The following is a 14,569-nucleotide window of genomic DNA, read 5'->3' as shown; positions in this document are numbered from 1 at the left end:
CAAATTTTCCTTAACTTTATAAAGTAATCGCTTTCTTTTGTCTGTTTTCTTGCGATTTTTGTGATATACTGTTTTTATGACAGATTTATCAAAACAACTACTAGAAAAAGCTCATGGTGGGCCGAAATTAAACCCTGACGAACAACGCCGCTATCTCGGGACTTTCGAGGAAAGAGTTCTTGGCTACGCGGATATCAGTACTGCCAATAGTCCTGAATTAGAACATGGATTTTTCTCTATTTTAGAGGGTTTTCAAGAAAAGGTAGAGATACTTTTTGTGAAAATCTCACCAAGTATCGAGTTTGACAAACAGGTCTTTTACTTAAGACAAGCAAAGGAAAGCAACTGTCAGGCGACTATTGTTTCAGACGATCATATCACCTCTCCTTTCGGTCTTGTCATTCATACAAATGAACCTGTTCAAGTAGACGAAAAGGACCTTAGACTTGCTTTCTCAAGCCTCTGGGAGGAGAAAAAGGCTGAGGCTCCTAAAGAATCTATCTGGAAAAAATGGTTTGGTTAATGATTTCTCATATTTAATAAACGACCAATATTAGTAGCTGTGTGCTCCAAATGGAGACTTGCATTTTTCAGACTGTCTTCCAAAGGTTCACTTTTCTCTAGGATAGAGAAAGCTGCTTGTATATTTTCGAATGGTAGGGAAGGTAAATCCTCGGAAAGACTACCACAAATAGCAATAACAGGAACTCCGTTAGGGGTTCTTTTTGCTACTCCCATAGGAGCTTTTCCAACAAAGCTTTGACTGTCCAGTCTGCCTTCTCCAACGATAACTAAGTCAGCACCTGCAATCTTCCTGTCAAAGCCAATTAAATCCAAGCAAGTATCAATCCCAGATACGATACAGGCCTCAGCAAAGGCACAGAGCCCAGCCGCAATCCCACCGCCGGCTCCTGCTCCATTGAGAGACAGGGTTGATGGTGAAAATTTTTCATAGAACTCCTGTATAGCCAGATCTACTGTCTCAAACAAAGCAGGATCCAAGCCCTTTTGTTTTCCAAATGTATAGGTCGCCCCTTGATGACCACATAAAGGGCTCACGACATCTGCTAAAATGCGGATTTTCACATCTTCAGGAATCCTATACAACTCGCTGTCTGAAACTGACTCAAACTCAAGCAAAGTCTGACCGCAAGCTGGCAATTCTTTTCCATTCTTATCATAAAAGTGATAACCCAAAGCAGCTGCAATGCCAATGCCACCATCATTACTTGCCGTACCACCTACACCGATATAGATTTCTTTCATCTCTTGATCAACGAGATGGCGGATCAATTCTCCGATACCGCGAGTTTGGATGTGGAGAGGGTTTCGTTTCTCCCGCGGAATCTTTCCAAGACCAACCAAGTCAGCAACTTCGAAGAGCGCTATTTGATCTTTTTGAAAGTAGCGCATGGATTCTTTTAGCCCAAAAGGCCCCGTAACCTCTTGCCATTTTTCTTCGAGTTCAAGAGAATGTCGAATAGCGTCTACGGTTCCTTCCCCACCATCGCCTACAGGGCAAAGCAGACATTCTACATCTGCTATCGATTTTTGGAATCCTCTTTTTATAGCTTGAGCGACCTCTTCTGCCGTCAAACTTTCTTTAAAAGAATCGGGTGCAATTACAATTTTCATAGTTCCCTCTCATTCTAAGAAATCAATCAAAGGTAGAACTTCCAAAAAATCCCTCGTATCTATATGAGAAGCTATCTCTGTTTTTACGACCTCTTTGGCACAAAATGCAATACCACGTCCTGCTGACTTTAACATCAAGAGGTCATTGGCACCATCACCGATGGCAAAAGTTCTTTCTTTGGGAAGTCCTAATTCCTTTCTCCATTTCTCAAGAGTAGCATTTTTTACTTGACCTGTCACAATTTCACCAACTAATTTACCTGTTAAAAATCCGTCTTTGACTTCCAACTGGTTAGCGGAGAAATAGGAGATACCAAGGGATTCTGCTAATCTCTCAACTATTGGTGCAAATCCACCAGACACTAGACCGACTAGGATGCCCTTCTTTTGAAGTATGGAGATAAATTCTTGAGCATTCTTAGACAGATGAATGGATTTGAAGACAGTATCAAAGACTGAAATCGGAAGACCTTCTAACAAAGCCACTCTCGCTCGTAAGCTTGTTTCAAAGTCCAGTTCGCCTCGCATTGCCTGGCTTGTAATCTGCGATATTTCTTCTTCGCAACCTGCTTCTTTTCCTAAAAGATCAATCACCTCTTCTGCTATCAGGGTGCCATCAACATCCATGACACACAGGCCTTTTACTTGAGACATCAGTTCTCCTCTCTAATACTCAATGAAAATCAAAGAGCAAACTAGGAAACTAGCCGTAGGCTGTACTTGAGTACGACAAGGCGACGTTGACGCGGTTTGAATTTGATTTTCGAAGAGTATAAATAGCCCAAAAATCGTATGAAGTTATCATACGATTTTATCTATTAGTTGACTAAACTATGGTACAAGTCCAGGTAAGATTTGCAGGCTGTATCCCATGAGAAATCACATTCCATAGCTTGTTTTTGTAGATTTCTCCAAACTTCCGGCTGGTAGTTATAAACATCCAAGGCTGTTTGGAAACTCCAGTTAAGCCAGTAAGGTGTTAAATTATCAAAGCTAAATCCAGTTCCAGTTCCTTCGATCGGATTGAAGGATTGAACTGTATCACGCAAACCACCAACCTCATGAACCAATGGTAGAGTTCCATAGCGCATCGCCATCATTTGAGACAAGCCGCATGGTTCAAAACGACTTGGCATGAGGAAGAGATCACAAGCTGCGTAGATTTCTTGAGCAAGTTTGACATCAAAAGTGATATTTGCTGATAGCTTGTCTGGATAGACTTGAGCAAACCAAGAGAAGGAATGTTCAAAAGCCGGGTCACCTGTTCCTAAAAGGACTATTTGAACGTCCTCCTGTAAGAAACGATGCAAGCATTCTACCACAACATCAAAACCTTTTTGGCGTGTCAATCGAGAGACAATCCCAACTAGTGGAACATCTGCTCGCACAGGCAACCCAACTCTCTCTTGCAATTTTGCTTTGTTTTGAGCTTTTCCAGACAAATCTTCCTTATCAAAATGATAGTCTAAAAGTGGGTCTGTTTGAGGATTATAAAGATCTGCGTCAATACCATTAACTATACCTGAAACCTTACCTGACTCCATCCGAAGAATCTGATCCAAACCGCAACCAAACTGACTGGTCATAATCTCGTGCGCATAGCTAGGGGAAACGGTTGAGACACGATCCGCGTAGAGAATACCAGCTTTCATCCAATTGAGACAATCATTCCAGCGAAGGGTGCCATCAGCATAGCGTTCAAACCCAACACCGAACAAATCCCACAACATTCCTTCAGAAAATTGACCTTGGAATTCCAAATTGTGAATGGTTAAAACGGTTCTGATACCTTGATATGCCTGAATCCAATGGTACTTTTCTTTTAACAAGAAGGGAATCATGGCTGTGTGGTAATCATGAATATGGAGAAGGTCAGGGATAAAGCCGATGCGTTCCATGGCTTCAAGAGCAGCCAGTTGGAAAAAGGCGAAGCGTTCACCGTCGTCAAAATCACCATACACATGACCACGGAAGAAATAATACTGATTATCAATGAAGTAGAAGGTTACGCCATTCAAAACCGTCTTCTTAATACCACAGTACTGTCTACGCCATCCTACACTAACTTCAAAGTGAAGAACATCCTCTATCTGGTCACCGAACTTAGCTTCTACCATATCATAATAAGGTAAGAAAACTGCAACTTCGTGCCCCGCTTTTACAAGTGATTTGGGAAGTGCACCAATGACATCGCCCAAACCACCTGTTTTTGAAAAGGGTGCTCCTTCTGCCGCTACAAATAAAATTTTCATGAATAAATGTCCTCTGTTACTGTTTCACCCTTCTTCACTACAACTGGATGTTCTGCTGTGCCTCGAATGACAACACCGTCCGCAACCTCAACGCCCTTATCCAAGATAGCATATTCAACTTGGGCACCTTGTCCAATCACAACACGAGGGAACAGAACGCTGTTCTTCACAACACTATCTTTGTGAACATAAATATTACGAGATAGGACTGACTGAACTACTTGACCCTCAATGATACTACCAGAAGCAAACTGAGAAGTACTTACTTTTGAAGTATTCGCATAATAGGTTGGCTCTTCGTTCTTAACCTTGGTATAAATCTTTTGATTTGGTGAGAAGAGAGAATAGAACTTTTTAGATTCAAGCATATCAATATTTGCTTGATAATAGGACTGAACAGAGTGAATATTAGCTAAGTAGCCTGTGTATTCGTAAGCAAAAGCTCCTTCTTTTGCAGCTAAATCGCGGAGGACATAGCGCAACTTTTCAGGATATTCTTTCTGAGCCTCTTCTTCAAGTCGTTCAATCAACCAAGGAGTATCCACAACAAAGATATCTGTAGACATATTGAAGAGTTCATCTGTAGATTTATTATCAAAGAGTTTGTGCGAACGAACATGGTCAGTTTCATCGATTTCCAAAATAGCATTCACATCTGAAATGTCTTTCTTTGGAAGTTTCTTATATACAACTGTAATCGGACCTTTTGTTGTATTGTGTAGGTGGAAGACTTGATTCAAGTCAATATTCACCAGCACATCGCAGTTAATCGAAACGGTTTGGTTTGAACCTGAACGTCTCAAGTAGGTAAGAAGCTGTTGGTAATACTCTTTTCCAACTGTACTGCTTTCAACACGAGTATTGTAAATTCCTAGATAGTAGTGACTTAGAAGAGTTGACAAGCCCCACTCACGACCTGAACGGATATGGTCGAAAACTGAGCTAATATTATCTTGTTGGAAAATACCAAAGATACTACGAACACCTGCATTTGCAAGACTGGAAAGGGGGAAGTCAATCAAACGGTATTTCCCACCGAAAGGCAAGCTAGCTACCGGACGGTGTTCTGTTAATGTTGACATGTCATGAAAACCAACTGTGTTTCCTAAAATGGCTGAATATTTATCAATCTTCATCTGTTGCTACCCCCACTACTTCATTGTATCCTACTACTTGTACTTCGTCCGTTCCGTCAATCTCTACGCCGTCTGCAATAATGGCACCCTCACCAATAATAGCACGAGTAATCTTTGCGCCATGGCCAATAATAGCTCCACTCATGATGACAGAATCAACGACCTCAGCACCTTCACGTACTTGTGCTTCTGTTGAAAGAATCGAACGTTTAACAGTTCCATCTACAAAACAGCCATCCACGACCAATGAATCTTCAACGTGTGCATGCACACCAAAGTAGTTTGGTGGTGAAATCAAGTTTCTAGAGTAAATTTTCCACTGACGATTGCGACTATCCAAGGCGTTTTCTGGTGAAATGTACTCCATATTAGCTTCCCAAAGTGACTCAATCGTACCAACGTCTTTCCAGTAGCCATTAAATTCATAAGCATAGACACTTTCACCAGACTCGAGATAGTTAGGGATAACGTTCTTACCAAAGTCTGACATATCCACATTGCTCTTTTCAGCAGCAACAAGCATATTGCGAAGCCGTTTCCAGTCAAAAATATAAATTCCCATAGAAGCCTTTGTAGACTTAGGTTGAGCAGGTTTTTCCTCAAATTCAACGATACGGTTATTGGCATCTGTATTCATGATACCGAAACGGCTAGCTTCTTTGAGAGGTACGTCTAAGACAGCTACTGTCAAACTGGCATTGTTATCCTTATGGGACTGAAGCATATCATCGTAGTCCATCTTGTAGATGTGGTCACCAGAAAGAATCAAAACATACTCAGGATTAACACTGTCGATATAGTCAATGTTTTGGTAGATAGCGTGACTAGTCCCTTCAAACCAACGGTTTCCTTCGCTGGCTGAATAAGGTTGTAAAATAGAGACACCTGAATTGATACCATCCAATCCCCAGCTCGAACCATTTCCAATATGGTTGTTCAAAGCAAGAGGTTGGTACTGCGTAATCACACCAACATTATGGATTCCAGAGTTTGCACAGTTGGAAAGAGCAAAGTCAATGATACGGTAGCGCCCACCGAATTGCACTGCCGGTTTGGCAATGCTTTGAGTGAGTTTTCCGAGACGTGTTCCTTGCCCACCCGCAAGGATCAAAGCTAGCATTTCATTCTTCATTTTCTACTCCTTTATAAAGACATGTGAACGTTAAAATCGAAAGAAGGTCGGAAGTCAAACTTTTTATAAAAATAATAGGAAATCCATTTCTCTTGTGTTTCAAGTCCAATACAAGTACATCCGTTTTTAAAAACTAAAAAATATCATCAACAGCCCATTATTCTTTTTTCTTAGCTTGTTTCAAACGACGCTTGATCTTCCAGATGCTTGCTCCCATGGCAGGCAAGGTAAAGGTCAAAGTCTGCTCATAATCTTTCCATAAGCCTTCTTGAGTCTGAACTGTTTGATTGTGCTCTTTCCACACACCTCCCCATTCTTCTAATTCTGTATTCCAAACTTCTTCGTAAATACCTGCAACAGGTAAACCAATCGTAAAGTCCTTACGTTCAACTGGTGCCATGTTAAAGACACAGACTAACATTTCGTCCTTCTTGCCCTTACGAATAAAGGAAAGGACACTCTGATCTCTATTATCAGCATCGATAATCTCGATACCATCATAACTAGTATCAATTTCCCACAGACAACGATGCTCTTTATAGAATTGATTCAGTTGTGAAGTAAAATGCTTCATCTTGGCATTCATCGGATCTTCTAGATTAGACCACTCCAACTGCTCCTCGGACTTCCACTCGAGGAATTGTCCGTACTCACTACCCATGAACAAGAGTTTCTTACCTGGATGACAAATTTGATAGGTGTAGAGGTTGCGCAGACCAGCGAACTGATTGTAGCGATCTCCCCACATCTTATGCATCATACTCTTCTTACCATGAACTACTTCATCATGTGAGAAAGGCAGGAGATAGTTTTCATTGAAAACATACATAAAGCTGAAAGTCACAAGATTAAAGTCATACTTGCGATAAATCGGATCTTCCTCGTAGAAACGGAGAATGTCGTTCATCCAGCCCATATTCCATTTATAGTCAAACCCAAGGCCGCCCATTTCTTTCATGCCAGTAATCTTTGTTGCTGATGAACTTTCTTCTGCAATCATCATGATATCTGGATGAGCTAACTTAATCACTGTGTTCAACCGTTGAAGGAAATAATAACCCTCGTAGTTAAGATTTCCGCCGTCCTTATTTGGGGTCCAAGGAGCATTATCATAATCTAGATACAGCATATTGCTCACTGCATCGACCCGAATACCATCTAAGTGGTAAAAATCAATCCAAAATTTAATACTTGAAATCAGGAAAGATTGGACCTCATTTTTCCCGAGGTCAAAATTCAGAGCACCCCAACCATAGTTATGAGCCTTGTTGTGATCTTGGTATTCAAAAGTTGGTGTACCGTCATAATATGCCAAGGCATCATCATTAATAGTGAAATGACCTGGAACCCAGTCGACGATAACACCGATATTATTTATATGACACTCTTCAACGAAATCTTGAAACTCGTCAGGTGTACCATAGGAATGTTCAAAAGCAAAGTAACCCATAAGTTGATAGCCCCAGCTCAATCCAAGTGGGTGAGCCATTAAAGGCATGAACTCAATATGTGTATAGTTCATCTCAACTAAGTATGGAATCAACTCGTCTTTCAGTTGCGAAAAAGTATAGGGACTACCATCTGGATTTCTCTTCCAAGATCCTGCATGGGCTTCATATATATTAACTGGTCTCTCGAAAAATCCCAGACGTTTGCGACGTGCTAACCAAAGGCCATCTTTCCATTTCTTTTCACGGATATTGGTCAAAACAGCTCCTGTACCCGGTCTAGCTTCAAAATAAACTGCCAATGGATCGATCTTCATAATCTGGTGACCATTTCCACGCGTGATATGATATTTATAAATCTGACCATCCTGAGCTTGACTCGTAAAGACTTCCCAAACACCTGCTTCATTACGAACCATGGGAATCTGATTCTCAACCCAATCGGTAAAATCACCAACTAAATGAACTGCTTGTGCATTTGGGGCCCAAACCCTAAAGGTATAGCCTATTTCTCCGTTTTTCTCCTCTCTATGCGCTCCTAAATAATGCTGGAGGTGAAAGTTCTCACCTGTAGTAAAGGTTCTTAATGCTTCTTGATTATTCATTCAATCCCCTTTCTTTTGTAAGCGTTTTCTATAATTCTATTATACACTCTTTTAAGGTAACTTTCAAGTAATTTACGAAGGAAATCATATTTTTTTATGAAAGCCTTCAAAAAATTACCTAGCATTTTAAAAAAGATATCCAGAAAATAGAACACGAAACAATTTCCATATATTTTTTTATTATAATACCAGAATATTCGTTTTTTATCAATTTTAAACTGCATTTTTTTGAAAAAATAAAATCAGGAAGTCGTTTTCCTGATTTTATAAATTATTTCACATCAAAAACAATGGATTTAACATTTGTCATCGCTTCGATACTATATTTAATTCCTTGTACTCCTGCACCAGAACCTTTTACACCAAGGAATGGGAAATTATCTGGTCCACGTTGTGTTTTATTATTAATATGAACGGTACCAACTTCAAGTTTTTCAGCAATTTCAAACGCCTTCTTAAAGTCATTTGTAAAGACTGAAGATTGAAGACCGAATTCTGATTCATTAGCAATTTCAAGTGCTTCATTGGCATCTGCAACTCGAATAATTGGGAGAACAGGTCCAAATGGTTCTTCCCAGGCTAATTTCATATCTCTTGTGACATAATCAAAAAGTCCTGGCCAAATGAGATTATTCTCACGTTTGATTGGGCTGAGCGCTTTGGCTCCTTTTTCCTGAGCATCTTCAATCAATCCCCAGATGAAATCAGCTGAAGCATTATCAATAACTGGCGTGATATCTGTATTGTCAAATGGATCACCGACTGTTAGCTTAGCAACTTCAGCTTGGAGCAATTCTGCCAATCTGTCTGCTACGCTTTCCACAACCAAAACACGTTTGATAGCGGTACAACGCTGACCAGAGTAGCTAAAGGCACCACCTACGATTTGCTTAGCTGCATTTTCTAAATCTGCATCTTCTAAGACAATTGCTGCATCTTTCCCACCAAGTTCAAGCATAATCGGGCGCATACCAGCTAAACGACCAATACGCTCACCAATCGGTGTTGAACCTGTAAAGTTAATGAAGTTCACTTCCTTGTGTTCGATGATGTAGTCTCCGATTTCAGAACCACGTCCAGTGATGGTGTTAAAGACACCTGCTGGGATTCCTGCTTCGTCAAATGCTTTAGCTAGCAAGAGGCCAGAAATAGATCCTTGTGTTGGGGGTTTGAACATAACGACATTTCCTGCAATCAAAGCCGGAGCAATCTTAGATCCAGAAAGGTTGACTGGATAGTTAAATGGTGCAATAGCTAAAACGACACCAACTGGTTCACGACGGACAACGGCTAGTTTATTTTTACTTGCAGCTTCAAAACCGCCACCTTCCATTGCTTGTCCAGTGATACGGAGACCTTCCTCGGCAGCAAAACGAATCAATTCTGCTGTACGTACTACTTCTCCAATGGCTGCTTTAATCCCTTTTGCAACCTCTTTAGCAAGAATGGTACCAATTTTTTCTTTGTCACGTTCCAAAATGTCTGCTGTCTTATGCAAATAGGCTGCACGCTCAACGGGTGCTAAATCACGCCATGCTGGGAGAGCTGCACGCGCAGCTTTCATCGCCTCATCTACTTCAGCCTGACTCATAGCAGGTACTGTACCCAACTTTTCTTGATTGATGGGAGAATAGATGGCAATTTCATTCTCTGATGATTTCCATTTTCCATTCACTAAATTCTGATAATGTGTCAAATTCTCTTCCTCCTGAAAATGATTAAAACTTATTTTATCAAATTTTCAGAAAATTACAACCCCTTTTTGGAAAATATTGATATTTTTTTCACAAACTTGATTCTTCAAATTATTTGAAATTTATTCCTATTAGATATTGGTTTTTCAATAAAAATAAAAAAGGTCTAGAGTTAACTAAACCTTTTTGTAGTATTTACTATGAAAGTACCTTCAAGACTGCAACGCTGATATCATCAATCACATTAGACTCTTGAGAACGACTGTTGGACACAAGCATTTCAAGATTTCCTGCATTTTCAAAGTAGAAGGAGGTTCCCTTGGCATTAAATACCACCAATAAATGCTCTGCAGCACCGTGAATTTCGTAAACAATCCACCCACTATTTTCAGCAGCTGTATGGACGAAGACATGACGATAAACTTCTTCATATGTAGGATAAGAGAAAGCACGCGTTTGTGTTTTTAGACGAATAATCTGACGGATAAATTCAATGCTCTCTTGTCTCTCATTGATTAAATCCCAGTTGACCTGGTTGACACTATCTGGAGCATTATAACTATTCATGGCGCGTTCTCTATCTGCCGGAGTCAGCTCACCATTTTCTCCAGTAGCAAGGAGTTTGGTGCGGCCAAATTCTTGACCCAACTCTATAAAGGACATCCCTTGCATAAGAACGCTCATCGCTGTTGCTGTCTCAACCTGACGCATAATCTTATCTGAACTGTAATCTGGATGAAGGGTTACTAACAAATCATGCAAGTTGTAATTATCATGGGCTTCCACATAGTTAAGAACTTGGTTTGGACTAAGATATGAGCCCAACTCTCGGCTACCAAGAATAGCTTTGGCTACAATCGGTTCTGTAGCTGCACCACTAACAAATCCTGCCTTGATTGAACCATAAACTTCTCCTCCTTTGATCGCATCACGCTGATCATCATTGAAGAATCCAATATTTGGTATCTGGTAGGCATTGTCCTTTTTGGCCTTATCATAAGGTGCAAGACCAGTCCCCATATCCCAACCTTCTCCATAAGTGATAATACGTGGATCAACTTCATCAAGTGCCCAACGAATCGCTTGCATGGTTTTGACATCGTGAATTCCCATCAAGTCAAAACGGAAACCGTCAATATTGTATTCTTTCACCCAATATAGGAGTGAGTCAATCATATACTTACGGTACATTTCGTGTTCGCTTGCGGTTTCATTTCCTACACCTGTGCCGTTTTGGAAGGTTCCATCTGGATTCATACGATAGTAATAATCAGGAACGGTTGTTTGGAAAGGTGCATCGACCGTTGAAAAGGTATGGTTGTAAACGACATCCATAATGACACCGATTCCCGCATCGTGATATGCCTGAATCATGGTCTTGAGGTCTCGAATAACCTGTCCTGGATCATCTGGGTTACTAGAGAAACTTGGTTCTGGGGCATTGTAGTTTTGAGGGTCATAACCCCAGTTATAGGTTACATTTCCGTCCTCGTCGTATTCCTTATGACGATCAAAGATTGGTTGGAGCTGAACATAATTACAGCCGAGTTCTTTGATATAGTCAAAGGCTGTTGCTTGCCCAAACTGGTTAACCGTTCCCGTCTGGGTAGCCCCAAGGAAGGTCCCTCGAAGGTTTTCTGGTACCCCAGATGTAGGCGATTTTGTAAAATCACGAATGTGCATCTCACAGATAACGGCTTTACATGGATTTTCCAAACGCCAAGGAGCGTCTGTCCCATGTTTGACTTTAAATCCTTCTACCTGTCTATCTTGCTGAGAGAGAATTACGGAACGTTTTCCATCAGGACTTGTAGCGATAGTGTATGGGTCTCGTGTCAAGGTCTGGTGGTGCGGAAACTCAATCTGATACTGATAAGCTTTACCTGCAAGATTTTCATCCAGGTCTACACTCCAAACACCAATGGTATTGTACTTATGACTATATGAATAGCTGTTCCCACGCTCGAGATTAAAAGTTTTCCAAATCGGCGCGTCGTTACTTGTATTTTCATAAACGACCACTTGGACTGCTGTAGCTGTTGGAGCCCAGAGTTTAAAGCTTGTCTGGTAGTCTGAGATACTATAACCTAATTCTCCTTGGTATCCCCAATGGTGATCAAAACTTTCACTGTGAAAGGCTTTATCAAAAGCAAACGGGTTTCGATCTTTATAGCAAGGACTTGCAATGGCTGGATTTTCAGAATAATAAACCGTCTCATCACCATCCAAAATCCAAACCTCAGTCAACAATGGATAATAGTTAAACCGTAGGAGATAATCTTTTGTCTTTCCATCTATTACGACAGAAAAGGTCAAAGTATCGAGCCTTTCTGCACTTGTAACTGTAAAGGAGAATTTTGCTCCAAAATAGTCATTTTCATAATACAAATTTTCTTTAACATCTGCCTGTTTTCTACTGAATGAACAAGCATCATAATCCCCATTTTTTCGGTGAAAATGGATGACTACTGGGTATCTATACATTTCTTTTCCTAATTCCTAATTTCAATTTTTTTATGTAGTGCTGAAGAATTTAGCGGGAATTTCAGCACAATAGAGAATAGCATTAATAGATATAAAAACACATCAGGAGAGATAGTTTCAGACTATCTAACATCTAGTTTTCAACTATTCTTTACAAACTTTCTAGCCAAGCTTCATCTCGAACTTCGATACCAAGTTCTTGTGCTTTTTGGAGCTTGCTTCCTGCATCTGCTCCTGCTACGACAAGATTCGTTTTCTTAGATACACTGCCTGTAACTTTAGCACCAAGGATTTCGAGTTTATTTTTGGCTTCAGAACGTGTGAGACGTTCCAATTTTCCTGTTAATACAACTGTCAAACCTGACAAGGCTGCATCTGCTACTACTGTCTGCCCTTTGTAGTCCAGATTAACTCCAGCTTCTTTCAACTCGTCTAAAAGAATCTTCGATCCTTCTGTAGCAAAATAAGTCTGAAGGCTTTGGGCAATCACACTACCCAAGCTCTCGATACTTGCTACTTCCTCAGGATCTGCTTGGGCTAGATTTTCAATAGAGTGGAAATGTTGGAGCAAGAGTTGGCTAGCCTTACTTCCGACATGGCGAATTCCCAGACCAAACAAGAGTTTTTCAGCAGAGTTTTCCTTGGATGCTTGAATGGCCTGATATAGTTTAGAAGCAGACTTTTCCTTGACACCCTCTAAAAGAAGGAAATCATCTTCTTTCAAACGGTAAATATCTGCCACATCCTTAACCAGATTAGCAGCAAAAAGCTTTTCAACAATAGATGGACCAAGCCCTGTAATATTCATGGCGTCTCGAGAAGCAAAGTGAATCAAACCTTCCATGATTTGGGCAGGACATCGTGGATTGATACAACGAAGAGCCACTTCATCTTCAAAGTGCAACAAATCGGAGTCACAACTTGGACAGTTAGTCGGAATATCTAGTTTTTCTTCAGAAACACGCTTGGACTCTACCACACGCAAAACAGCAGGGATGATATCTCCAGCCTTATAAACGATAACCGTATCGTCTTTTCGAATATCCTTTTCAGCAATATAATCTACATTGTGCAGTGTTGCACGGCTAACAGTTGTCCCAGCAAGCTGAACAGGTGTTAGATTGGCAGTTGGGGTCACAACACCCGTACGACCTACTGTCCAGTCAACTGAAAGGAGCTGGGCTTCTTTTTCCTCAGCAGGAAATTTGTAGGCAACTGCCCACTTAGGTGCTTTAACCGTAAAACCAAGTTCTTCTTGACCTGCTAAGTCATTGACCTTGATGACCACTCCATCAATATCGTAAGGTAGTTTCTCCCGTTCTTGTCCTACTTCTTGGATGAAATCCCATATCTCATCCATGCTTTCAGCCAAGATTCGTTTAGGATTAACTACAAAACCAAGCTGTTCAAGATGCTTCAAGACTTTTTCTTGACTATCACGAGTAGAAGGGCTTGCTTCTTGATAGAGGAAAGTCGCAAGATTACGCTTGGCCACTACTGCTGTATCCAGCTGACGGAGGGTTCCTGCAGCTGCGTTACGAGGATTAGCAAATTCAGGCTCTCCATTTTCTTGGCGAGCTTGGTTGACCTGGTCAAATGAAGCGCGTGGCATGTAACACTCTCCACGAACAGTGATATCAAGTTCTTCTGGCAAGGTCAAAGGAATGTCCTTGACACGCTTGAGATTTTCAGTGATATTCTCTCCAATAGAACCATCACCACGAGTGGCACCGACAACCAAAATCCCCTTTTCATACGTCAGCGAGATAGACAAACCATCAATTTTCAGCTCACAAATATAGGTCGGGTGGGGTAATTCCTTTCGAACACGCGCATCAAAAGCTTCTAACTCTTCACGTGAAAAAGCATCCTGCAAACTGTATAGAGGATACTGATGACTGTATTTTTCAAAACCATCTAAAACCTTACCACCAACACGATGGGTCGGACTGTCCGCTAAAACTTGATCCGGATAGGCGGCTTCCAATTCGACCAACTCTCGGTAGAGGCGATCATACTCACTATCTGAAACCGAGGGATTGTCACTCGTATAGTACTCGGTCGCATAGCGGTTAAGTAAGGTAACTAACTCATTCATTCTTTCATTCATATTCCCATTTTACCACAAAGCAAGCCCTCCTCACAATAGAGAAGGGCTGAAAAATGGTTTGTAGTGTAATATT

10 protein-coding genes are annotated in these 14,569 nt (G+C 40.9%); 1 reads left to right on the top strand and 9 read right to left on the bottom strand.

All coding sequences use genetic code 11. The annotated features are described in order from the left end of the window. The first annotated feature begins 76 nt into the window (after window positions 1–76). Window positions 77–523 carry a DUF1694 domain-containing protein gene (locus tag HMPREF2885_RS07375; protein ID WP_070657650.1) on the top strand — a complete coding sequence of 149 codons (447 nt, stop codon included), beginning with the start codon at window positions 77–79 and terminating at the stop codon, window positions 521–523. Here the strand turns inward: HMPREF2885_RS07375 and HMPREF2885_RS07370 are convergent. The 9 genes from HMPREF2885_RS07370 to ligA form a co-directional block, all read right to left on the bottom strand. After that, a complete protein-coding gene (locus tag HMPREF2885_RS07370) occupies window positions 520–1,635 on the bottom strand; it encodes a glycerate kinase (protein ID WP_070657648.1) in 1,116 nt (371 codons plus the stop codon). The genes HMPREF2885_RS07375 and HMPREF2885_RS07370 overlap by 4 nt on opposite strands. 9 nt (window positions 1,636–1,644) lie before the next feature. Beyond that, window positions 1,645–2,289 carry a phosphoserine phosphatase SerB gene (serB, locus tag HMPREF2885_RS07365; RefSeq protein ID WP_070657646.1) on the bottom strand — a complete coding sequence of 215 codons (645 nt, stop codon included), beginning with the start codon at window positions 2,287–2,289 and terminating at the stop codon, window positions 1,645–1,647. 164 nt (window positions 2,290–2,453) lie between these two features. Beyond that, on the bottom strand, window positions 2,454–3,887 hold the full coding sequence (glgA, locus tag HMPREF2885_RS07360; protein WP_070657644.1) for a glycogen synthase GlgA: 1,434 nt from the start codon (window positions 3,885–3,887) through the stop codon (window positions 2,454–2,456). Continuing rightward, window positions 3,884–5,023 (bottom strand): glucose-1-phosphate adenylyltransferase subunit GlgD, encoded by a 1,140-nt coding sequence (gene glgD / locus HMPREF2885_RS07355; protein WP_070657641.1) that lies wholly within the window; start codon window positions 5,021–5,023, stop codon window positions 3,884–3,886. Before glgD ends, glgA begins: the two co-directional genes overlap by 4 nt. Beyond that, complete coding sequence (locus HMPREF2885_RS07350; RefSeq protein ID WP_070657640.1) at window positions 5,013–6,155, bottom strand: glucose-1-phosphate adenylyltransferase; 1,143 nt, start codon at window positions 6,153–6,155, stop codon at window positions 5,013–5,015. The genes glgD and HMPREF2885_RS07350 overlap by 11 nt, the downstream gene beginning before the upstream one ends. Before the next feature lie 157 nt (window positions 6,156–6,312). After that, entirely contained in the window at window positions 6,313–8,208 is a 1,896-nt protein-coding gene (gene glgB / locus HMPREF2885_RS07345; protein ID WP_049479326.1) for a 1,4-alpha-glucan branching protein GlgB, read from the bottom strand. A gap of 271 nt (window positions 8,209–8,479) precedes the next feature. Continuing rightward, complete coding sequence (locus HMPREF2885_RS07335) at window positions 8,480–9,904, bottom strand: NADP-dependent glyceraldehyde-3-phosphate dehydrogenase (protein WP_002875523.1); 1,425 nt, start codon at window positions 9,902–9,904, stop codon at window positions 8,480–8,482. Between the two features lie 196 nt (window positions 9,905–10,100). Beyond that, window positions 10,101–12,386, bottom strand: a complete 2,286-nt coding sequence (gene pulA, locus HMPREF2885_RS07330; RefSeq protein WP_070657639.1) for a type I pullulanase — start codon at window positions 12,384–12,386, stop codon at window positions 10,101–10,103. A 151-nt stretch (window positions 12,387–12,537) separates the two neighbouring features. Continuing rightward, window positions 12,538–14,496 carry an NAD-dependent DNA ligase LigA gene (gene ligA / locus HMPREF2885_RS07325; protein ID WP_070657637.1) on the bottom strand — a complete coding sequence of 653 codons (1,959 nt, stop codon included), beginning with the start codon at window positions 14,494–14,496 and terminating at the stop codon, window positions 12,538–12,540. Window positions 14,497–14,569: the final 73 nt, after the last annotated feature.

It is taken from the genome of Streptococcus sp. HMSC062H02 (genome assembly GCF_001813005.1).
GTDB lineage: Bacteria > Bacillota > Bacilli > Lactobacillales > Streptococcaceae > Streptococcus > Streptococcus oralis_S.
Note: the sequence above shows the minus strand (reverse complement) of the source record. Positions and strands in the feature narration are given on the sequence as shown.

Coding starts and splice junctions, on each gene's coding strand:
- HMPREF2885_RS07375 (WP_070657650.1), top strand. CDS start 77: ATGACAGATTTATCAAAACAACTACTAGAAAAAGCTCATGGTGGGCCG.
- HMPREF2885_RS07370 (WP_070657648.1), bottom strand. CDS start 1,635: ATGAAAATTGTAATTGCACCCGATTCTTTTAAAGAAAGTTTGACGGCA.
- glgB (WP_049479326.1), bottom strand. CDS start 8,208: ATGAATAATCAAGAAGCATTAAGAACCTTTACTACAGGTGAGAACTTT.
- serB (WP_070657646.1), bottom strand. CDS start 2,289: ATGTCTCAAGTAAAAGGCCTGTGTGTCATGGATGTTGATGGCACCCTG.
- glgD (WP_070657641.1), bottom strand. CDS start 5,023: ATGAAGATTGATAAATATTCAGCCATTTTAGGAAACACAGTTGGTTTT.
- glgA (WP_070657644.1), bottom strand. CDS start 3,887: ATGAAAATTTTATTTGTAGCGGCAGAAGGAGCACCCTTTTCAAAAACA.
- HMPREF2885_RS07350 (WP_070657640.1), bottom strand. CDS start 6,155: ATGAAGAATGAAATGCTAGCTTTGATCCTTGCGGGTGGGCAAGGAACA.
- pulA (WP_070657639.1), bottom strand. CDS start 12,386: ATGTATAGATACCCAGTAGTCATCCATTTTCACCGAAAAAATGGGGAT.
- ligA (WP_070657637.1), bottom strand. CDS start 14,496: ATGAATGAAAGAATGAATGAGTTAGTTACCTTACTTAACCGCTATGCG.